Origin of the sequence: Mesorhizobium sp. L-8-3 (genome assembly GCF_016756615.1) — a bacterium.
Lineage (GTDB): Bacteria > Pseudomonadota > Alphaproteobacteria > Rhizobiales > Rhizobiaceae.
Map to the genome: position 1 here is coordinate 719,783 of NZ_AP023262.1, position 20,159 is coordinate 739,941.

Consider the following 20,159-nt stretch of genomic DNA (forward strand, 5'->3'; position numbering starts at 1 on the left):
CTCACTTATGCCACAGGAGTGATCATGAAGGCGTTCCGTGCCGCCCTGGCCCTGCTATTCGCGTTTACCCTCGCGGCCTGCTCCGGCGAGGCGAGCAAGAGCGAGAAGCTGAAGGTGGTGACGACCTTCACCATCATCGCCGACATGGCGCGCAACGTCGCAGGCGACGCGGCCGACGTCGAATCCATCACCAAACCCAATGCCGAGATCCACAACTACCAGCCGACGCCGGGCGACCTTATCCGCGCGCAGGACGCCGGACTGATCCTGTGGAACGGACTGAACCTGGAGCAGTGGTTCCAGAAATTCTTCCAGAACCTCAAGGATGTGCCAGGCGTTGTCGTGTCCGAGGGCGTTCAGCCCATCGGCATTGCGGAGGGCCCCTATACGGGCAAGCCCAACCCGCATGCCTGGATGTCGCCCGAGGCGGCGCTCACCTATGTCGAGAACATCCGCAAGGCGCTCGTCGAGCACGACCCCGAGAACGCCGCGACCTACGACCGCAACGCGGCCGCCTATGCCGAGAAGATCAAGGCGACGGTGGAGCCGATCCGCGCCCGGCTGTCGGCGATCCCGGCCGAGCGGCGCTGGCTGGTGTCCAGCGAAGGCGCCTTCAGCTATCTCGCCCATGATTTCGGCCTGAAGGAGCTCTATCTGTGGCCCATCAACGCCGACCAGCAGGGCACGCCGCAGCAGGTACGCAAGGTGATCGACGTGGTGCGGGCCAACAACATCCCCGCCGTCTTCAGCGAAAGCACCATATCGCCCGATCCGGCCAAGCAGGTGGCCCGGGAAACGGGCGCCAAATATGGCGGCGTGCTCTATGTTGATTCGCTGAGCGACGCCGACGGCCCGGTTCCGACCTATCTCGACCTGTTGCGCGTCACCACGGAAACCATCGCCAAGGGCTTGACGGAATGAACTCTCCCCCAGCCAGCGCCGGCAGCGCGCGAGCCAAGGCAGACGGCCTTTCGGTCGACGGCATCACCGTCACCTACCGCAACGGTCACACTGCTGTGCGCAACGCCAGCTTTTCCATTCCGCGCGGCTCCATCACCGCGCTCGTCGGCGTCAACGGCAGCGGCAAGTCCACCCTTTTCAAGTCGATCATGGGCTTCGTGCCGCTCGCCGCCGGCTCCGTCTCGATATTCGGCGCCCCGGCGGCGACGGCGCTGAAGCGCAATGCCGTCGCCTATGTGCCGCAGGCCGAGGATGTCGACTGGAACTTCCCTGTCCTGGTCGAGGACGTCGTGATGATGGGCCGCTACGGCCATATGAATTTGCTGCGCATCCCGCGGGCGACCGATCGAGAGAAGGTCGACGCGGCGCTGGAGCGTGTCGGCATGAGCGCCTATCGCAAGCGGCAGATCGGCGAATTGTCGGGCGGCCAGAAGAAGCGCGTGTTCCTGGCCCGTGCGCTCGCACAGGAGGGGCAGGTCATCCTTCTCGACGAGCCCTTCACCGGCGTCGACGTGCGCACCGAGGAGGCGATCATCGCATTGTTGCAGGCGCTGCGGGCGGAAGGCCGCATCATGCTCGTCTCGACCCACAATCTCGGTAGCGTGCCGCGCTTCTGCGACCGCGCGGTGCTGATCAACCGCACGGTCCTGGCCGAGGGCCCGACAAGCGAAGTCTTCACACAGGCCAATCTCGAGAAGGCCTTCGGCGGCGTCCTGCGCCAGTTCATCCTCGGCGGCGCCGAACTCCATGCCGATGCCGACACGAGGAAGGTCACCGTCCTGACCGATGACGAGCGGCCCTTCGTGATCTATGGCGACAATGGCGACGGGCAGGACGAAGGTCCGCGCAAATGATCGCCAGCCTCATCGAACCCTTCTCCTACGGCTACATGGTCAACGCCATGTGGGTCTCGGCGCTCGTCGGCGGCGTCTGCGCCTTCCTGTCCGCCTATCTGATGCTCAAGGGCTGGTCGCTGATCGGCGACGCGCTCTCGCACTCGATCGTTCCCGGCGTGGCCGGCGCCTATATGCTGGGCCTGCCCTTCGCCTTCGGCGCCTTCCTCTCCGGCGGCCTGGCGGCGGGTGCGATGCTCTTCCTCAACCAGCGGACCAAGCTCAAGGAAGATGCCATCATCGGCCTGATCTTCACCTCCTTTTTCGGTCTCGGCCTGTTCATGGTCTCGCTGTCGCCGACCGCCGTGAACATCCAGACGATCGTGCTCGGCAACATCCTCGCCATCACGGCCGAGGACACGGTCCAGCTCGTCATCATCGCCGGCATATCGCTGGCGGTCCTGCTCCTGCGCTGGCGCGACCTTATGGTGACCTTCTTCGACGAGAACCATGCCCGTTCCATCGGCCTCAACCCCGACCGGCTGAAGGTGCTGTTCTTCACCCTGCTCTCGGCCTGCACGGTGGCTGCCCTGCAGACGGTCGGCGCATTCCTCGTGATCGCGATGGTCGTGACGCCGGGAGCGACCGCCTATCTCCTGACCGACCGGTTTCCACGGCTGATCGCCGTGAGCGTGACCATCGGCACGGCGACGAGCTTTCTCGGCGCCTATGCCAGCTATTTCCTCGACGGCGCCACGGGCGGCATCATCGTCGTCCTGCAGACGCTGATCTTCCTGGTCGCCTTCGCCTTCGCGCCCAAGCACGGCATGCTGGCAGCCCGTCGCAGGGCCCGGCAGGCGCTGCAGGAGGGCCTGTGATGGCGATCGACCCCGCACCGTTGCTGCAGGCTTGCAGGGGAGTTGCGTCATGATCGACACGCTTCTCCTGCCATTCCAGTTCGGCTTCATGCAGCAGGCCTTCGTCATTGCGATCCTCGTCGCTGCCCCGATGGCGCTGCTCTCCTGCTTCCTGGTTCTCAAGGGCTGGTCGCTGATGGGCGACGCCATCAGCCATGCCGTGCTGCCCGGCGTCGTGCTCGCCTATATCGCCGGCCTGCCGCTCGCAATCGGCGCCTTCGCCGCCGGCATGACCTGCGCGCTCGCCACGGGTTTTCTCAAGGAGAACAGCCGGGTCAAGGAAGACACGGTCATGGGCATCGTCTTCTCCGGCATGTTCGGCCTGGGGCTGGTGCTCTACACCAAGATCCAGACCGAGGTTCATCTCGACCACATATTGTTCGGCGACATGCTGGGCGTGAGCTGGAGCGACGTGCTCGAAAGCGGCCTGATCGCCGCCTTCGTACTCGGCTCGGTCGGCATCTTCCGGCGCGACCTTCTGCTTCATGCCTTCGATCCCCAGCACGCCCAGGCGATCGGCCTTCCGGTGCGGCTGCTCCATTACGGGCTGCTCGCGATCCTCTCGCTGACGATCGTCGGCGCGCTGAAGGCCGTCGGCATCATCCTGGCGATTGCCATGCTGATCGGCCCCGGCGCGATCGCCTATCTGCTCACGACGCGTTTCGAACGCATGATGCTGATGTCGATCGCCGTCGCGGTCGTTGCGTCGTTCCTCGGGGTCTATCTGAGTTTCTTCATCGATTCCGCGCCCGCGCCGACCATCGTGCTCCTGATGAGCATTGCCTTCGTCGCCGCCTTCGTCCTGTCCCGCATCGGCAACGCCCGCCGGGAGCGGCAAGCGGCCGGATGATCGCAGAAAAAGCACATTGAATCGTCCGGACCCCTATGGGATGAAGGACGACGGAGACTACGCCGGACGGGGTTCGTTCGCGGATGGGGAACCTGAAAAAACCAGAGCCGCCGGAAGCGGCCCGGAAAGGGAGGAAAAGCATCGTCAATGTTCTTCCGCTCGCATTGTTGCGTGCGCGGGAGAGCATCATGATGCCGTTCCGCAACCTGTTGCGCCGCCACGGCCTGACCGAGCCGCAGTTCCGCGTGCTGCGCACCGTCGACGAACTGGCCGATATCGAGCTCACCGAACTGGCGCGGGTGACGGCGCTGCTGGTGCCGTCGCTCTCGCGGATCGTGCGCGAGCTGGAGCTGCGCGGCTATGTCGAGCGGGAGACCGATCCGCGCGACATGCGGTGCATGCAGGTCCGACTGACGGAGCGAGGCCGGCGCCTGGTCCAGTTGCTGGTTCCCGATTGCGAGGTCATCTACGGGCAGATCAAGCGGGCCATGGGCCGCGAGAAGCTCCATCAGTTGCAAGGGCTGCTGGAGGAACTCGAGACCAAGCTCGGCTATGCCGAATTCAAGTTCGACGACAGCGAGCCCGACGACGACGTTGTCTCCCTGGCACCGCTGAAACAGCGTGGGCGACCGCGTAAGGGGTAGCGACCCCGGTGGGACGAAGATCATTGCTCCAAGCCGCAACAGCAGCTTCGGCCAGCGCCTTGCGGCGTTGCCAAGCCCGACACTATATGCCGCCCAGTGACCAACCCCCGCCCCTCGCCGCGGGTAGGATCACGACACCCGCCAGTGCATGCCAGCGACCAACGACGCCATGATCCTTGCCGACAAAGCCGACCCGAGGTTTCCGCGATGAGCGGCTTGAGGCGTGTGGTGATCGCCGGCAGCGGCCATGGGGGCGTTGAGCTGGCAGCGGCGCTGCGCCAGCGCGGCTTCGAGGGCGCCGTGACCATCGTCGGCGACGAGCCCTTCCTGCCCTATCAGCGGCCGCCGCTCTCCAAGGAATTTCTGAAGAAGCCGGACGATACGGGCCTGCCGCTCAAGGGCGAGGCATACTACGCCGAGAAGGACATTGCGCTGCGCCTCGGCGTCCGCGCCCAGAGCATCGATCGCGCTAATCGCGAGCTGGTGCTGGCGGGTGGAGAGCGGCTCGCCTACGATCATCTGGCGCTTGCGACCGGCGCACGCAACCGGATTCCGCCGATCCCGGGCCTCGAGCACGCCTTCATGCTCGAACTCAGGACACTGGCCGACGCCCGCGGCCTGAACGCCAGGCTCGGTGAGCTGCGTCATGTGACCGTCATCGGCGGCGGCTTCATCGGCCTCGAGGTCGCCGCCTTGCTGCGCGCCCGCGATATTGCCGTGGACGTGATCGAGGCGACGCCGAGACTGATGGGCCGTGTCCTGTCCAGGCCGATGTCCGCCCATTTCCGCTTCTTCCACGAAGGGCTGGGCACAAGGCTGCATTTCGACACGCTGGTGCGCGGCATCCAGCGCTCGAAGAACGGCCATGAGGTCGCGCTGTCGAGCGGCGAGACGCTGGAGACCAGCGCGTTGCTGATCGCCGCGGGGGTCGTGCCCAACACCGAACTCGCGGCCGAAGCCGGACTCGCCGTGGACAATGGCATCGTCACCAGCGACCGCCTCCTGACGTCAGATCCTGCGATCTCCGCCTTCGGCGACTGCGCCGTCTATCCGAATGCCTTCACGGGCGGTCTGGCGCGGCTGGAATCGGTGCAGAACGCCGTCGACCAGGGCAAGCACATCGCTGCGCGCCTGACCGGCGAGGATGCCCCCTATCACGCCGCCCCCTGGTTCTGGTCCAACCAGGGCACGCAGCGGCTGCAGATCGCCGGCATCGCCACCGGGGACGAGGAAGTGGTGACACGCGGCGACCCCGGCAGCGAAAAATTCTCGCTGTTCCTCTATCGCGGCGAGCAACTGGTCGCGGTGGAAAGCATCAACAGCGCGGCCGACCACATGGTGGCGCGGCGTCTCTTCGACAGGGGCCTGTCGGTGCCGAAGGTTATGGCGGCCGACCTCGCGGCGGATCTGAAGAGCCTGCTATGACAGACTGACTCACCGTCTCCTGCAACGTCGGCGCCGCCCCATCCGCCTGCCGGCACCTTCTCTCGCCGCTTGCGGCCAGGGCAAGCCCACATCGTGGAAGTACCCCTCATCCGACCTCGCCCTGGCGGGCGAGGCCACCTTCTCCCACAATGGGAGAAGGGAACGCTTCCGCAACGTCTCGGCCAATCACGGGCGCCGGTGATTTGCAGAGCCGGCTAAACCGGGCTCCAGCCTTCTCCCCTTGTGGGAAAAGGTGGCCTCGCGAAAGCGCGGTCGGATTAGGGTACCTTCGCGACGTGTGCGTACCCTGGCCGCGAGCGGGGAGAGTGTGACGCAGGCGGAAACAAGAGGCCACGGGGCCGTCCGCTTCAAGCCCCCGCAACAAGCTGCGCCGCGCGTTCCGCGATCATCACGACGGGGGCGTGGGTGTTGCCCGAGACGATGGTCGGCATGACCGAGGCATCGGCGATGCGCAGGCCGGAGAGGCCGCGCACCTTGAGCTCGGGGTCGACCACGGCCTTGGCGTCCCGGCCCATTTTTGCGGTGCCGACCGGATGGAAGATCGTGGTGGCGATGTCGCCGGCCGCGCGGACGAGTTCCTCAGGTGTATCGACCGCCGGGCCCGGCTTGAACTCGCGGGGATCGAAAGCCCGCATGCGGTTGGTGGCCATCAGCCGGCGCGCGGCCAGGATCGAATCGACCGCCACCTCGCGATCCTCGTCAGTCGACAGGTAGTTCGGCGCGATGGCGGGATGCGCCTCCGGGTCCGGCGAGGCGATACGGACGTGGCCGCGCGACTGCGGCCGAAGATTGCAGACCGAGACGGTGATGGCCGGAAAGCTGTCGAGCGGCTCGCCGAAACGCTCCAGCGACAAGGGCTGGACGTGGAACTCGATGTTGGGCGTGGCAAAGCGCGGATTGGAGCGCATGAAGATGCCGAGCTGGCTCGGCGCCATCGACATCGGGCCGGAGCGCCACAGGGCATATTCGAGAGCGATGCCGGCCTTGCCCGCCAGCGTTGCCTGGCGCTCGTTCAACGTCCTGGCCCCCGATATGCGGAAGGCAGTCCGGATCTGGAGATGGTCCTGCAGGTTCTCGCCGACGCCGTCGAGCTCGTGGACGACGGGAATGCCGTGCTCCTGCAGGAGCCCTCCGGGCCCGACGCCGGAGAGCTGGAGGATCTGCGGCGTACCGATGGCGCCGGCTGCGAGCAGCAGCTCGCCTTCCACGCTGGCGCGGGCCGGCCGGCCGTCGAGCCTCAATTCCAGCCCGGTGGCGCGGTTCTGCGAGAAGACGATGCGTTCGGCAAGCGCGCCGGTCAGCACGCGCAGATTCTTTCTGTGCCGCACCGGCTTCAGGAAAGCGCGCGCGGCGCTGAACCGGATGCCGGCCTTCTGGTTCACCTCGAAATAGGAAGATCCCTCATTGTCGCCGGAATTGAAGTCGTCGACCTTCGGCACACCGAGTTCCTCGGCCGCCTCGCGCACGGCGTCGAGGACCGGCCAGGAAAGACGCTGGCGCTCGACCCGCAACTCGCCGCCCTGGCCGTGGAACGGACCGGACAGCGCGTGATGGTCCTCGGACTTGAGGAACAGGGGCAACACGTCGTCCCAGCCCCATCCGGGGTTGCCGAGCTGGCGCCAGTGATCGTAGTCGGCCGCCTGGCCGCGCATATAGATCATGCCGTTGATCGACGAGCAGCCGCCCAGCACCTTGCCGCGCGGATAGGCGAGCGCCCGGCCGTTCAGCCCGGCCTCCGATGCCGTCCGATACCCCCAATCGGTGCGCGGATTGCCCATGCAATAGAGATAGCCGACCGGGATGTGGATCCAGTGGTAGTTGTCGGAGCCGCCGGCCTCGAGAAGCAGCACGCGCTTGCGCGGGTCGGCGCTCAGCCGGTTGGCGAGCACGCAGCCGCCGGAACCCGCCCCGACGACGACATAGTCGTAACTGCCAAGATCAAGCCTGCCGGTCACGATGCTGAAGTCTCCCGCCTGTAGCGCTGCCATCGGGCCGGCATCGTTTCGGCAAGCTCGCAATGAAGCCTGTAGCGGGCATCCGCCAGGCGAGCCGCGCCCGGGTTCGGAGCGTAGCTGCGGCTGATACGGACCATGCGGCCGATGCCATGCTCTATATCGGGGAAAAGGCCACCGGCCACGCCGGCGACCACGGCAGCGCCGAGCGCGCCCGTCTCGCTGCAGTCGGCGACAGTGACCGGCACGCCGATGATGTCGGCGAACATCCGGCACCAGACCTCGCTACGCGACCCGCCGCCCGACAGCGATGCCGTGTCGAAGGTCGCGCCCGCAGCCCTCAGCCTGTCGATATGCCGGCGATGTTCGAACACGACACCCTCATAGAGCGCATAGAGCAGTTCCGCCTTGCCGTGCCACCCTGCGAGGCCGAGAAAGGCCCCGCGCGCGTCCGGCTGCGTCGCCGAACCGTAGAGGAAAGGCTGGAAAAGCGGAAGATCAGGGCCTGGGCGTACCGATGCGACCAAGGCGTTGCAGGCCTCGAAGGCGTCGGCGTCATGGGCGCCGGAGATCTCGCGCACGAACCATTCGAGGTTGACGGCCGACGTCGCGCTGGATTCGATCGATACGTAGCGGTCCGGTCGCCAGGTCGAGGCGTGGAAGATGCGATCGTCGACGAGGGGGCGTTCGAGCACGACCTGGTTGATGCTCCAGGTGCCCGCCACGATCGCCGCTTCGCCGACGGCGTGGGAGCAGGCGCCGATCATGCTCGCGACGACGTCGAAAAGCCCGCCCGCGACCGGCGTGCCCTCGGCAAGGCCGGTCGTGGCCGCGGCTTCGGCGCTTACCTTGCCGGCGACCGCGTCGGACTCGACCAGCGGCGGCAGGAGCCGCATGGCATCGGCCAGGCCATAAGCTTCGAGCAGCTCCGTATCATAGCCGCGCTCGGGCAACCGCAGCAGGCCGCAGCCGGTCATGTCGGAATAGTCGGAAACCTTGTTGCGTGTGAGCATGAAGGTCATGGCGTCCTTGCACAGGAAGACCGTGCCCGCACGCTCGTAGAGTTCCGGTCGATGGAGCCTGACCCAGGCGAGCAAGGTCGCGGTCTGCGCCGGCCACGGCTTCTGCAGGCAGAGCGGATAAAGCCGGTCGCCCAGCTCCCCGCCACGCATTTCGGCCGCCAAATCGACGGCGCGGGTGTCGAGCGACTGGATGCCGATCAGCGGGCGATCGTCGCGATCGAGCATATAGAGGCCGTTGCCGTGGCCGGCCGTGCCGATCGCCGCGACGTCGTGCCCGGTGACCCCGGACTGGCGCAGGCAGTCGGCGATCACCTCGGCGGCGCTGCGCCAGAACTCGGCGATGTCGCGCTCGACATGCCCGGGCTGCGGGCGGCTTGAGCGGCCGTCGCGCGCCGAGGCGGCCAGCGCATTGCCGTCGAGGTCGAACAGCACCGCCTTGACGACGGTATTGCCGGCATCGATGCCGAGAAGATAGCGGCTCATGCCGCGCTCTCCTGTTTGCAGGCCCGGATGCTGGCGCATCCGGGCGACCTCAGTCGCCGGCGCGGACCATCCGGGCCGTTTAGAGCGCCGCGCGTCCATATGGACGCGCAAGGACGCTCCAAGACTTTCGGTCGACGCATCGTGCTTTCCGAAAATCGAACACGATTTTCGGGCCGATGCGGTTGCTTTCGCGCCAACAGGCGCGGCGCGCAGTCGCGCGCTCCAGCGCCCGATTTCATCGACCGCTGGCCTCGTAGATCCGCCACGCCTCGGCATCGTCGACGCCGTCATGGATCATCGCCATCAATGCCCTGACCACGCGGGCGGGATTGTCGTGCTGATAGATGTTGCGGCCATAGACCATGCCGTGCGCGCCCTGCCGCATCAATGCGTAGGAATTGGCGAACACCTGGCGCAAGTCGGCCTTGCCGCCGCCGCGCACGAGAACGGGACAGCGCGCAGCCTGGACCACGCGGTGGAAATCGGCAGGGTCGGAGGTCGGATCGGCCTTGACGATGTCGCCTCCCAGTTCCCGGGCGAGCCGAACCAGGGTCACGATCTTCTCGGCATCGCCGTCGACGAGATAGCCGCCGCGCTCGCTGTTGGGCTGCATGACCAGGGGTTCGATCATCAGCGGCATGCCGAATTTCTCGCAATCCTGTCCGACACGCGCGATGTTCTCAACGCATTGCTTGAAGAGGCCGGGCTCGTCGGGCAGCATGAACAGGTTGACCACCACGCAGGCCGCGTCCATGCGCAATGCCGGCGCGATGGGGTCGCTCGCATTCTGCAGCACAGCCCACATGTCGCGGTGCCTGAAACGGTTGTACGGGTTGCCCATATCGAGCCGCATCACCAGAGCCGGCTTCTCCCTACCGGGCAGGTTCTGCAACAGATCGGACTGGCCGTAGTTCATCTGGATCGCGTCCGGGCCGGCGGCTGCCAGCAAGGCAACGACCTTCTCCATATCCTCCAACCCGTCCATGAAGGACGGCTCGTTGCAGACGCCATGGTCTACCGCGACATCAAGACACCTGCCGTTGCCGAACAGGCGGTTCATGCGGACTTTCTTGCTTTGATACATGGGTCTCCTCCGGGTGGTTGGTGCGCCGCGCAAGTATCACGGCGTCGAGGCTGTTCACGGATTCGAGATGCTCGAGCAGCGATGCGACCTCGCGTTCGATCCGGTCGGCATCCCATTGCAGCATGGCACCCGCAATGGAAGCCAACTCGTGCAGCGCATCGAGCGAAAGTTCCCCCGTCAAGGCGATCGCCATGCGGCGCAGAACCAGATCGGCCAGCGTGGCGACATGCTCCTCCTCGGCCAGCCATTCGATCTCCTGGCGGCTGAAGGACGGCAAGGAAACGAGCGGCTGGTCCCGCGCCGCGTCGAGCCGGGCGAGCAGGCCGGCGGCGCGGGTGCCGTAGCGCGACAGGAGCAGCGCCACCCGGCCTTCGGCGAGGCCTCTGTCGGAAGCGTGGGTGCGCACCCATTCCGCCCTTGCCGATGGGTGGCGGGGAAAACCGTCTCCGCCGCCGATCGGCATCGCCTCCGTCGAGACGGTGCGGCCGAGCCCGAGCCGCGACAGGACGAGGTCGGCGGCCTCGGCACCGAAGGCGCGGAAGGTCGTCCATTTGCCGCCGACGAGATTGAGTACCGGCACGGCGCCCTCAGGCCGCAGCCATTCGCACCGATGGTCCCTGGAGATCTCGGCATTGACGCCTGCCGTGCTGGACGGCAGCGGACGCACACCGGCGAAACGGAAGACGATCTCCTCCCGATCGATCCGGATGCCGGGAAAGACCTCACGGATGGAGCCCAGAATATAGTCCACCTCCTCCGGCTCGCAGCGCACGCCTTCCGGCGTCTCGACGCTGATATCGGTGGAGCCGGCCAGCACATTGCCGAGATGGGCGAAGATGATGCAGACGCGGCCGTCGTGATTGACGAAATAGACCATCCTGTCGGCGAGCGCGGCCAGCAGTCGGGCGTTGTCGATCACCAGATGCGAACCCTTGGTGCCGCCGATAAAGCGCGGAGCCTCCGCGGAAATCTTGCCGTTGGTGATATCGATCCAGGCGCCCGTGGCGTTCACAACGCCTTCGGGAACAATGGCGATGCGTTCACCGGTCAGCCGGTCCGAGAGCAGGGCCTTTCCGTCCTCGATGCCGTCGAAGCCGAGGTGATTGAGCGCCAGGGCCCTGGGGCATCGCTGCTCGACATCGAGTACCATCTCGACTCCCAGCCTTTCGGCATAGGTGATCCTGGCGTCATGATAGAGCGCGGCGCAGGCGATATCAGGGGCGAGATCAGGCATTTCGGCGCGCATGGCGCGGCGGCCGAAGAAGCGATGGCGCGGCATGCCGGCCTGCCGGCCCGAATAGAGATCGTAGAGCGTCAGGCCGAGCTTGACGATCAGCGACCCACGCGTACCCGGCGGCGCCTTGCCGCCGAAAAAGCGTTTCACTGCCGGAACGATGCCTGAAAAATGGTCGCTGAGCGGAATGAGCGTCGGCAGCGGCGACACATAATGCGGCGCGTTGCGCAGCAGCCGGTTGCGTTCGAGCAGCGATTCCTTCACCAGCCCGAATTCTCCGTTCTCCATATAGCGCAGCCCGCCATGGATCATGCGGGACGGAGCGGCGCTCGCACCGCTCATGAAATCCCTGTTCTCGACGAGCAGCACGTCGACGCCCTGCAGGGCCAGTTCGCGATAGGTGCTGATACCGTTGACGCCCCCGCCCACAACGAGGACGGCGACCGCCGGTTTGCGGCGCAGCTTCTCCAGCCTGCGGGCCCGTGTCTGGCTCATGAGTGGGGCTCTGTTTCAGGCGCCGATGCCGGCAAGGTGAGCGGCGATCGCGTGGTCGATCCCGGCCAGTTCGCTATCCGAGAGCGACAGTGTCCCGGCCCGGGCGTTCTCCGTCGCCTGGCCAGGATTGCGTGCGCCGCACAGGGCATAGGTGATGCCGGGCTGTGCGATCGTCCAGGCGATCACCACCTGCGCCGGTGTCGCCTGCCTGGCCGCGGCGAGCGGCTCGATCGCGGCGATGAAGGCGGCGACGCGCTTCAGGTTCTCCGGCGCGAAGCGGGGATCGTCCTTGCGCTGGTCATCTCCGGCAAAGACCCGTCCCGGTCCGATCCTGCCCGACAGCAGCCCGAGCGCCAGCGACGAATAGCTGAGCGTCGCGATGCCCTGGCGCCGGCATATCGGCAACAGGGTCGCTTCGATCTCGCGGTCGAGCATGCTGTAGCGTTCCTGGATCGCATCGACCGGTCCGACGGCGACATAGGCCTCCAGTTCGTCCGGGCTGACATTGCTGACGCCGATCGCCCGGATCTTGCCCTGCCGCTTGAGTTCCAGCAGCGCGTCCATCGTCTCGGCAACGGAGGTCGTCGGGTCCTGCCAATGGGTGATGTAGAGGTCGATATAGTCGGTGCGCAGCCGCTTCAGGCTCTGCTCGACCTCGAAGAAGATCGATTCCCGACCGAGATAACGATGGACACGCTGCCCGTGCTCGTCGAAGAAATGGTTGCCCTTGTCGGTGTGCCAGACCAGCCCGCATTTGGTGGCCAGCACCACCTGGTCGCGCCGGCCTGATATCGCCTCGCCGACCAGTTCTTCCGACTTCCCGAGACCATAGGCCGGCGCGGTGTCGATCAAGGAGACACCCTGGTCGATCGACGCGCGGATGGCCGCGACCGCTTCGGCCTCGTCGGTGCCGCCCCACATCCAGCCGCCCATCGCCCAGGTGCCAAGCCCGATGGCGCTGGCGTCGATCCGGGAGCCGCCCATGGGGCGGACGGGCATGAGATTGACCATCGAATTATCCTTTCAGGCTTTCGAGCACGCGCGTGCCCGTTTTTTCGTCTGTCGCCAGCACGTCGAGGAAGCCGCCGCGCAACACGCTGGCGATGGGCACGACCTTGCGCGCGCCGGCCGAGATGCCGATCGACAGGGGGATCGAGCGGAACTCTTCGAGCGTCAGCCCGACGACGCGCTGGTTGAGGCCGAAGTTGCTCAAGGCCCCGTCCGCGCCGATGAGATGGGCGACGAGTTCGCCGGCTGCGCCGCTGCGCGCCAGGCCGTCGGGGTCGGCCGGCGCCGAGGGCCCCAGGCTGAAATAGGTGGATTTTTCCGACAGGACGGAGCCGATGCCGACCAGGGCGATTGCCGCGTCGCGCGCCCGCGCCAGAACCTCGCGCACCGACTGGAGGGAGAGCAGCACGTCGCGCTCTTCCCGCGACGCGGCGAAGATCGGGGCATGGATCTGGAACGCCCTGCCTTGAAGCTTCGACGCGAACTGCGCGGCCACGTGATTGACGTCGATGAAATGCTTGCCCTGTACGCCGCCTGTCGCCGGCACCACGGTAACATCATAGGCACGCGACGGGGCGAGCGCCTCGACCACGGCACTGACGCCGAGGCCGCCGGAAACGCAGATCGTGTCGCCGTCCTTCAGCGTGGCGAGCAGATAGTCGGCGACCGACTTGCCGACGGCGCGCAGATTGACCTCCTCCTGCTCGCTCGCCGAAGGTATGACCAGGGCCTCGCGCAGCGATCCGGCCTCGACCAGCCGCTTCTCGAGATCGAAGAGCGACTGGAACGGCGACTTCACCGTGATCTCGACGAAACCACGCTCATGGCCTTCCTTGACGAGGCGATTCACGGTCGGATGTGAAAGCCCGGTCTTCCTGGCGATCTCCGCCTGGCTGAGGCCTTCCACATAGTGCATGACCAGCACCCTGTGGATCTTGCGGATCCGCTCGTAGTCGTCGATCTGGCTGGGCGCGGCCATCCCTCAGGCTCCTGCTTACTTGCCGCCACGGCCCCTGGCCGCGGCCTTGCGCTTGTGAAGGACGTGATCAAACGACACCGCGGCAAGCAGGATCAAGCCCCGGATCGTGTCCTGCCAGTAGGGAGAGACGTCGAGCAGGATCAGCGAGCTCGACACGACGGAGAGCAGCGCGATGCCGAGGATGGCGCCGAGGATGCTGCCCGAGCCGCCGTTCAGGCTGGCCCCGCCGATGACGGCCGCAGCGATGATGTTGAGCTCCATGCCCATGCCGAAGGTCGGCGTGGCGGCGCCGAAACGGGCCATGTAGATGACACCAGCCACTCCCGCCAGCGTCGAGCAGAGAACGATGCAGAAGGCCTTCACCCGCTGCGTGCGGATACCGGAATAGGCGGCGGCGCGTTCATTGGAGCCTGTGTAGAAAACGCGGCGGAATAGCGTCGCCTTGCGCAGCAGCAGGTCGAATGCCGCCACCACGACTACAAAGATGATGATGACGAAAGGAATGGCGTAGAGCGTGCCCTGTCCGATGAACTTGAAGCTCGGCGGCAAAGAGAACAGCGACAGCGGCGTGCCGCCCGTAATGGCCAGGCACAGCCCCCGCACGATGACCATGAAGGCCAGCGACACGATGAAGGAATGGAGCCCGATCCGGGTGACGCACAGCGCCATCAGCACACCGATGCCGGCCGAGGCGGCGATCGCGATCAGGCTGGCCGACCAGGGGTCGAGGCCGAGCAGAAAGAAAGAACCGCCGATCACCATGGCGAAGCAGACAACCGAGCCGACCGAGAGGTCGATCGCCCCGACGATCAGCAGCACCGTCATGCCGACCACGACGATGCCCTCGATCGAGAAGGACAGGAGCATGGCCCTGAAATTCGTCCAGGTCAGGAAATAGGGCGAAGCGAAGCTCATCACCACGCAGAGCGCGAGGATAATGAGGAGGAGGCCGAACTCGCGCATATTGCCGAGGCCTCGAAGCCAGCCGCCGGACGAAGCATCGACACTGCCAGCGTTTCGTGCGGTCTCGTTCACGGCGCTCATATCCTCCTCCCGGGAACGGGGGCCAGCCCCGAAGCGAGCCCGAGGATGTTCTCCTCGGTCATGTCCTCTCCGGCGACTTCGCCGGCGAGCCTGCCCTCGCGAATGACGACCACCCGGTCGCAGAGGCCGATCAGCTCGGGCAGCTCGGACGAGATGGCGACGATGCCGGTACCCTTGGCCGCCAGATCGCGCAGGATGCGGTGGATGTCGGCCTTGGCGCCGACATCGACGCCGCGCGTCGGCTCGTCGAGCAGGATGACCCGCGGCGCGACCGAAAGCATCTTGGCGATCGCCACCTTCTGCTGGTTGCCGCCGCTCAGGCTGGACACGGCGGCGTCGAGGCCGCTGCGCTTCAGCCGCAGCGAATCGGCAAGGCCTCCCGCCTGCCGCAGTTCGGCGGCCCGGTCGATGAAACCGTAGGCAGTGGAGACCTGATCGACATCGAGCGCTGAGACGTTGGCCGCGATCGGCAGATCGAGGAAGAGGCCCGTGCCCTTGCGGTCCTCGGACAGATAGACGATGCCGTTGGCGATGCTCTCGTGATAGCCGTCAGGGGTGACGTCGTCGCCGTCGAGCAGGACACGCCCGGATGTCCGCGGACCCAGGCCGCAGATACCAAGCGCGATCTCCGTGCGGCCGGCGCCGATCAGGCCGGCGACGCCGAGGATTTCGCCACGCCGCAGCGCGAAGCTCACCTCGTGGAAACGCTGCCCGTCGCCCAGGCCTTCGACCGACATCAGCACCCCGGCTTCGGCGCTTCCGGGATTCTTGGCGGGATAGAGCGCGTCGAGATGGCGGCCGACCATGCGCGCCACGACCGTCTGAGGCGTCATGTCGGCGATCTCTTCCGTGCAGACGAAACGGCCGTCGCGCAACACCGTGACGCGGTCGCAATGGGCGAAGATCTCGGCCATGCGATGGCTGATATAGATGATGCTGATGCCTTGCCGCTTGAGCCCCGCCATGATGGCGAAGAGCTTTGCGGCCTCGCGTTCGGTGAGTGCTGCGGTAGGCTCGTCTAGGATCAGTATGCTGCAGTCGAGCGTCAGCGCCTTGGCGATCTCGACGATCTGCTGCTCCGAGATCGACAGGTCGCCTACGAGAAGGTCGGGATCGATGTCGCCCAGCGTGGCGAGCACGGCGCGCGCCTTGTCGCGAATCTCGGCGAAATTCATGAACAAGGCGCGACGCCGGTTGGTGGCGGCCATGAAGATGTTCTCGGACACCGAGATGTCGCCGCACAGAGCGATCTCCTGATGGACGAAGCCTATGCCGAGCGCCTGGGCGCGCTCGGGCGAGGAGATGACGACCTTGACGCCACCGAGCAGGATGTCGCCGCGATCGGGCCGCACGATCCCGTCGATGATGTTCATCAGCGTGGATTTGCCGGCGCCGTTCTCGCCGGCAATGGCATGGACCTCGCCCTTGCGCAGCGAAAAGCTGACGTCGCTGAGGGCCTGGATCGCGCCATAGGCCTTGCTCACGCCCCTGACCTCCAGGGAAAGCGCTTCCTGCATCGAACTTCACCGATCTAGAGGTGTCAGACGGCGGGACGAACTCAGCCGTCCCGCTTGGAGTATTTCCACTCCTCTTCGAATCGCGGAAATGCTCTAACTCTTTGTTTTTACGCAATTCCGGACGCAAAAACCGTTGCGCACTTCTGCTGGAATTGCTCTAGGCGAAGGGCGGAGGCTATTCCTCTATTCCCTTGGTGCCGCGACGCTTCAGATAGGCGTCCCAGTAGAAGTCGTCGGCATTGTCCTTGGTGACGACGGCGAAGCCGTTGTCGACGACGGGCAGGCCCATCGGATTGAAACCGGCGCGCTTGTAGTCGTTCATCGGATCGATGAGATCTGGATGGGCCGCCATGAACAGCAGCATGAAGCCCATGAAGCCCTGCATGCCCTGGTTCGGATTGATGGCGCCGAAGACCTGGCCGGCCTTGATCATGTCGAGGATCTTGCCGTTCACGTCGGCATTCATGATCTTGATCTTGCCGCCGAGCTCCTGCGCGGCCTGGGCCGCGCCGAGGGCCGAATTGGCCTCGGGCATGAACAGGGCGCCGAGGTTCGGATGCGCCTGCGCCATCGACAGCACGGCGTTGTAGGCCTTGGTCGGATCCTGGTTCGAGGCAGCCCGGGCCGCCAGCTTCATGTCTGGGTACTTCTCTTCCATCCGGCCGACAAAGGCCGCGACTCGCTTGTCGTGATTGTCCTGGCCAGGATTCTCCAGGATGCCGTACTCGCCCTTGCCGCCCAGCGCCTCGGCGATCACGTCGGCGGCATAAGCGCCTTCGCGCCCATTGTCGGAGGTGACATAGGAGATGCGCTTGCTGTTGGGCGAGTCGGCGGCGAAGGTGACGACCGGCACGCCGGAATCGACCGCGCGGTTGATCGGCTCGATGAAGGGATCGGAATTCATCGGGTGGACGAGGATGCCGGCCGGCTGTCTGGCAAGAACCTGGTCGAAGCTCGCGATCTGCTTGTTGACGTCATATTCCGGCGTGCCGGTATAGGCCGTCTTGCAGCCCAGTGACTGGGCCGCCTGCTTGAACATCTCGTAGACGGGGAACCAGTATTCCACGCCCGACACCATGACGTTCATGTAGTAGGTCTCGCCATCCTTGCAGCGAAAGTTGCTTTCCTCGGCCTGAGCCGTCGCGGCCATCAGCGACACGCCCGCGGCCAGACCCAACATCAGTGCTTTCATGCCCATGGGTTCCTCCCGGTTGCTGCGCGTGGACCTCCTCCTCCGCGCTGTTGAAATAAATTTCATCATGCGATATTCATTTCAAGCACCTTTTAACGGGCCGTCATGCGGCTGTCAATCGGTCTTTCCGGCGGCTCCGGAAGATGTAGCGTGCCTGCCCGAGATTGCCTCGCGGGGAGAATCTGTTACGGCTTGGGCAGAACAACGTTCGGGCAGTGCCGTGGACCTTTCGGCAGCGCAGATCCTCGTCGTCGACGACAATGCCGACAATCGCGACGTGCTCATCCGTCGGCTGAGACGGCTGTCGCTCACCAACGTGACGGAGGCGGCCGACGGCATCGACGCGCTCGACGCGTTGCGCGGGAAATCCTTCGATCTCGTCCTTCTCGACGTGATGATGCCGCGCATGAACGGCGTCGAGGTGCTGCAGGCGATGCAGGCCGAAGGCCGGCTGGAGGACACGCCCGTGGTGATGATATCGGCCGCCTCGGAGATCGATACTGTGGCGCGCTGCATCGAACTCGGCGCGGAGGACTATCTGCCGAAACCGTTCAACCCGGCGCTGCTGACGGCCCGCGTCAAGGCGGTGCTGGAGAAGAAGTTCCTGCGCGCGGAGAACAAGGCACAGCTCGTCCGCCTCGAACGCGAGATGGCGGAGGCCTGGCTGCAGCAGCAGGCCATGCTGCCGACCGAGTTCCCGGTCGATCCCGCCGTGATCGACATCGATGCGCTGATCGATCCGGCCTTCGAGGTGGGCGGCGACCTCTACGACGTCTTTGAGATCCGGCCTGGCCTGCTCTGCATCGCGCTCGGAGACGTCGCCGGCAAGGGAACGGCCGCGGCCCTGTTCATGGCCCGCACCCGCAGCCTGCTGCGGGCTGGGACCCTGCAGTTCCAGGCGATTGCGGGCCGGGACCCCCGACCCTCCGAGATCGCCGCCCTAGTCAATGACGAGCTCTGCAAGAACAATCCGCATTCGAAGTTCGTGACGCTGTTCATCGGCTTCCTCGACGTGCCGACCGGCGCACTCAGCTATTGCAACGCCGGCCACCTCTTTCCGCTGCTCGCTGGCAGCGGCGGCGTGGCGGAGATCGCCAATCCCCCGGAGCCGGCGCTGGGCGTGATCGACGGCATGACCTTCACAGACCACAGCCTCGCAATAGATGTCGGCGACAGTCTCGTGCTCACATCGGACGGCGTCGCCGACATGCAGAACGGCGCCATGGACAGTTTCGGCACCGAACGGATGCTTGTCGAGGTTGGCGTCGCCGCCGACCGGCCGGCGGAAGAGCTGATCCGCCATGTCGTGGATCAAGCCCGTGCCTTCGCCGGCGACGCCCCGCAATTCGACGACATCACCATGCTCGCGCTTCGCCGGCTTGCTTGAATTTGGATCAGGCCGATATGCTCTTCTCAGCTGAGCGAAAACAACTGACCGTTGGTGCCGCCCCTCATCCGGCTGCCGCCACCTTCTCCCCGCAAGCGGGCTAGGGCATATACACATCTCTTCTGCAAGGGACACGGCCTGCTGCAACGCCTCGTCGACCACCGCGCTCCCTGGAGCACCCCTCATCCGACCCAGCCAGTATTTCGGCTCGACTGTCGAACCCGTCATCACTGCCGGATCCGAAATACTGTCTGGGCCACCTTCTCCCACAAGGGGAGAAGGCAGGATTGCAGAGGCGTTGCCGCCAACCTTCAACATCGGCGATTTGCGGAACGGTCGAAGCCAAGCTCTCCCTTCTCCCCTTGTGGGAGAAGGTGGCCCAGACTGTATTTCGGCCCCTACGTTCGTGCTGGGCTCAAGGGTGACGCCGAAATACAGGCTGGGTCGGATGAGGGGTGCTCCGGGGAGCGCGGCGGTCGACCAAAACGGACAAAGGACGAGACCAGGCAACGGTTGGGCTCGGGAGATGTGTATATGCCCTAGCGCAAGCGGGGAGAAGACCGCTGTCTCCCATGCTTTCGCCAATCTCCACGCTGCAGAACGAGGGCTGCGATAGTGGCAGTCGGTCGTCTCCCCGTTTACGGGGAGAAGGGGCCGGCAGGCGTATGAGGGGCGGCGCCGAGGGTCAGGATAAAGGACAATTCCTCAGCGGCGCTTCGGAGGCTGGCAACGAGGCCGGGTCATCGCTGCTTCGCCAGCAAGGCGTCGATCTTGCTGAGCAGGCGCGGCAGGTCGACGGGCTTGGTGTCGAAGTCGTCGCAGCCGGCGGCCAAAGCGCGTTCGCGCTCACCGCTCATGGCATGCGCGGTCAATGCGACAATGGGCACGGTGGTCTCCTCCGCGCGGATGCGTCGCGTGGCTTCCCAGCCGTCGATCCCCGGCAGACCGATGTCCATCAGGACGATGTCTGGGTTCTCGCCTGATGTCATCGCCACCGCCTGCTCTCCATCCTCGGCGATCAGGACCTCGTGACCGCTGCGCGTCAGGCGTCGCGAGAGCATATCGCGGTTCATCTCGTTGTCCTCGACCAGCAGAATGCGCGCCATGGCCGG

General features: G+C 65.6%; 17 protein-coding genes. 7 read left to right on the forward strand and 10 right to left on the reverse strand.

What is annotated here, in order from left to right; all coding sequences use genetic code 11:
- Positions 1-24: 24 nt before the first annotated feature.
- From JN302_RS03315 to JN302_RS03340, 6 genes are all read left to right on the forward strand, one after another.
- On the forward strand, positions 25-921 hold the full coding sequence (locus tag JN302_RS03315) for a metal ABC transporter substrate-binding protein (RefSeq protein ID WP_202331729.1): 897 nt from the start codon (positions 25-27) through the stop codon (positions 919-921).
- On the forward strand, positions 918-1,814 hold the full coding sequence (locus JN302_RS03320) for a manganese/iron ABC transporter ATP-binding protein (protein WP_202331731.1): 897 nt from the start codon (positions 918-920) through the stop codon (positions 1,812-1,814). The genes JN302_RS03315 and JN302_RS03320 overlap by 4 nt, the downstream gene beginning before the upstream one ends.
- A complete protein-coding gene (locus JN302_RS03325) occupies positions 1,811-2,671 on the forward strand; it encodes a metal ABC transporter permease (protein ID WP_202331733.1) in 861 nt (286 codons plus the stop codon). Before JN302_RS03320 ends, JN302_RS03325 begins: the two co-directional genes overlap by 4 nt.
- A gap of 49 nt (positions 2,672-2,720) precedes the next feature.
- Positions 2,721-3,560, forward strand: coding sequence for a metal ABC transporter permease (locus JN302_RS03330; protein WP_202331735.1), 840 nt, complete (start codon positions 2,721-2,723; stop codon positions 3,558-3,560).
- Positions 3,561-3,643: 83 nt separating this feature from the next.
- Positions 3,644-4,204: a homoprotocatechuate degradation operon regulator HpaR gene (gene hpaR / locus JN302_RS03335; protein ID WP_274609254.1), complete on the forward strand. Its 561-nt coding sequence runs from the start codon at positions 3,644-3,646 to the stop codon at positions 4,202-4,204.
- 207 nt (positions 4,205-4,411) lie between these two features.
- On the forward strand, positions 4,412-5,629 hold the full coding sequence (locus JN302_RS03340; RefSeq protein ID WP_202331739.1) for an NAD(P)/FAD-dependent oxidoreductase: 1,218 nt from the start codon (positions 4,412-4,414) through the stop codon (positions 5,627-5,629).
- Positions 5,630-5,997: 368 nt separating this feature from the next.
- Here the strand turns inward: JN302_RS03340 and JN302_RS03345 are convergent, their stop codons facing one another.
- From JN302_RS03345 to JN302_RS03385, 9 genes are all read right to left on the reverse strand, one after another.
- Positions 5,998-7,638 (reverse strand): GMC family oxidoreductase, encoded by a 1,641-nt coding sequence (locus JN302_RS03345; RefSeq protein WP_202331741.1) that lies wholly within the window; start codon positions 7,636-7,638, stop codon positions 5,998-6,000.
- Complete coding sequence (locus JN302_RS03350) at positions 7,602-9,107, reverse strand: FGGY-family carbohydrate kinase (RefSeq protein ID WP_202331743.1); 1,506 nt, start codon at positions 9,105-9,107, stop codon at positions 7,602-7,604. Before JN302_RS03350 ends, JN302_RS03345 begins: the two co-directional genes overlap by 37 nt.
- Positions 9,108-9,342: 235 nt before the next feature.
- Positions 9,343-10,191 (reverse strand): class I fructose-bisphosphate aldolase, encoded by an 849-nt coding sequence (locus tag JN302_RS03355; RefSeq protein ID WP_202331745.1) that lies wholly within the window; start codon positions 10,189-10,191, stop codon positions 9,343-9,345.
- Entirely contained in the window at positions 10,133-11,920 is a 1,788-nt protein-coding gene (locus tag JN302_RS03360) for a glycerol-3-phosphate dehydrogenase/oxidase (RefSeq protein ID WP_202331746.1), read from the reverse strand. The genes JN302_RS03355 and JN302_RS03360 overlap by 59 nt, the downstream gene beginning before the upstream one ends.
- A 15-nt stretch (positions 11,921-11,935) precedes the next feature.
- Positions 11,936-12,931: an aldo/keto reductase gene (locus tag JN302_RS03365; RefSeq protein ID WP_202331748.1), complete on the reverse strand. Its 996-nt coding sequence runs from the start codon at positions 12,929-12,931 to the stop codon at positions 11,936-11,938.
- Positions 12,932-12,935: 4 nt separating this feature from the next.
- Positions 12,936-13,907: a sugar-binding transcriptional regulator gene (locus JN302_RS03370; protein ID WP_202331750.1), complete on the reverse strand. Its 972-nt coding sequence runs from the start codon at positions 13,905-13,907 to the stop codon at positions 12,936-12,938.
- A 15-nt stretch (positions 13,908-13,922) separates the two neighbouring features.
- On the reverse strand, positions 13,923-14,951 hold the full coding sequence (locus JN302_RS03375; protein WP_244846178.1) for an ABC transporter permease: 1,029 nt from the start codon (positions 14,949-14,951) through the stop codon (positions 13,923-13,925).
- The gene (locus JN302_RS03380) at positions 14,948-16,468 is read right to left on the reverse strand and encodes a sugar ABC transporter ATP-binding protein (protein WP_202331752.1); all 1,521 of its coding nucleotides are present in this window, start codon (positions 16,466-16,468) and stop codon (positions 14,948-14,950) included. The genes JN302_RS03375 and JN302_RS03380 overlap by 4 nt, the downstream gene beginning before the upstream one ends.
- A 175-nt stretch (positions 16,469-16,643) precedes the next feature.
- Positions 16,644-17,648, reverse strand: a complete 1,005-nt coding sequence (locus JN302_RS03385) for a substrate-binding domain-containing protein (RefSeq protein WP_202314502.1) — start codon at positions 17,646-17,648, stop codon at positions 16,644-16,646.
- A gap of 232 nt (positions 17,649-17,880) precedes the next feature.
- On the opposite strand from JN302_RS03385, the gene JN302_RS03390 reads away from it, so the two are divergent.
- Positions 17,881-19,047: a PP2C family protein-serine/threonine phosphatase gene (locus JN302_RS03390; RefSeq protein WP_202331754.1), complete on the forward strand. Its 1,167-nt coding sequence runs from the start codon at positions 17,881-17,883 to the stop codon at positions 19,045-19,047.
- 740 nt (positions 19,048-19,787) lie between these two features.
- On the opposite strand, the gene JN302_RS03395 is transcribed toward JN302_RS03390, so the two are convergent.
- Positions 19,788-20,153, reverse strand: a complete 366-nt coding sequence (locus JN302_RS03395; protein WP_202310092.1) for a response regulator — start codon at positions 20,151-20,153, stop codon at positions 19,788-19,790.
- Between the last annotated feature and the right edge of the window lie 6 nt (positions 20,154-20,159).

Bases quoted from the DNA above. Each gene is read 5' to 3' on its own strand.
- JN302_RS03315 (WP_202331729.1), top strand. From the start codon at position 25: ATGAAGGCGTTCCGTGCCGCCCTGGCCCTGCTATTCGCGTTTACCCTC.
- JN302_RS03320 (WP_202331731.1), top strand. From the start codon at position 918: ATGAACTCTCCCCCAGCCAGCGCCGGCAGCGCGCGAGCCAAGGCAGAC.
- JN302_RS03325 (WP_202331733.1), top strand. From the start codon at position 1,811: ATGATCGCCAGCCTCATCGAACCCTTCTCCTACGGCTACATGGTCAAC.
- JN302_RS03330 (WP_202331735.1), top strand. From the start codon at position 2,721: ATGATCGACACGCTTCTCCTGCCATTCCAGTTCGGCTTCATGCAGCAG.
- hpaR (WP_274609254.1), top strand. From the start codon at position 3,644: ATGGGGAACCTGAAAAAACCAGAGCCGCCGGAAGCGGCCCGGAAAGGG.
- JN302_RS03340 (WP_202331739.1), top strand. From the start codon at position 4,412: ATGAGCGGCTTGAGGCGTGTGGTGATCGCCGGCAGCGGCCATGGGGGC.
- JN302_RS03345 (WP_202331741.1), bottom strand. From the start codon at position 7,638: ATGGCAGCGCTACAGGCGGGAGACTTCAGCATCGTGACCGGCAGGCTT.
- JN302_RS03350 (WP_202331743.1), bottom strand. From the start codon at position 9,107: ATGAGCCGCTATCTTCTCGGCATCGATGCCGGCAATACCGTCGTCAAG.
- JN302_RS03355 (WP_202331745.1), bottom strand. From the start codon at position 10,191: ATGTATCAAAGCAAGAAAGTCCGCATGAACCGCCTGTTCGGCAACGGC.
- JN302_RS03360 (WP_202331746.1), bottom strand. From the start codon at position 11,920: ATGAGCCAGACACGGGCCCGCAGGCTGGAGAAGCTGCGCCGCAAACCG.
- JN302_RS03365 (WP_202331748.1), bottom strand. From the start codon at position 12,931: ATGGTCAATCTCATGCCCGTCCGCCCCATGGGCGGCTCCCGGATCGAC.
- JN302_RS03370 (WP_202331750.1), bottom strand. From the start codon at position 13,907: ATGGCCGCGCCCAGCCAGATCGACGACTACGAGCGGATCCGCAAGATC.
- JN302_RS03375 (WP_244846178.1), bottom strand. From the start codon at position 14,951: ATGAGCGCCGTGAACGAGACCGCACGAAACGCTGGCAGTGTCGATGCT.
- JN302_RS03380 (WP_202331752.1), bottom strand. From the start codon at position 16,468: ATGCAGGAAGCGCTTTCCCTGGAGGTCAGGGGCGTGAGCAAGGCCTAT.
- JN302_RS03385 (WP_202314502.1), bottom strand. From the start codon at position 17,648: ATGTTGGGTCTGGCCGCGGGCGTGTCGCTGATGGCCGCGACGGCTCAG.
- JN302_RS03395 (WP_202310092.1), bottom strand. From the start codon at position 20,153: ATGGCGCGCATTCTGCTGGTCGAGGACAACGAGATGAACCGCGATATG.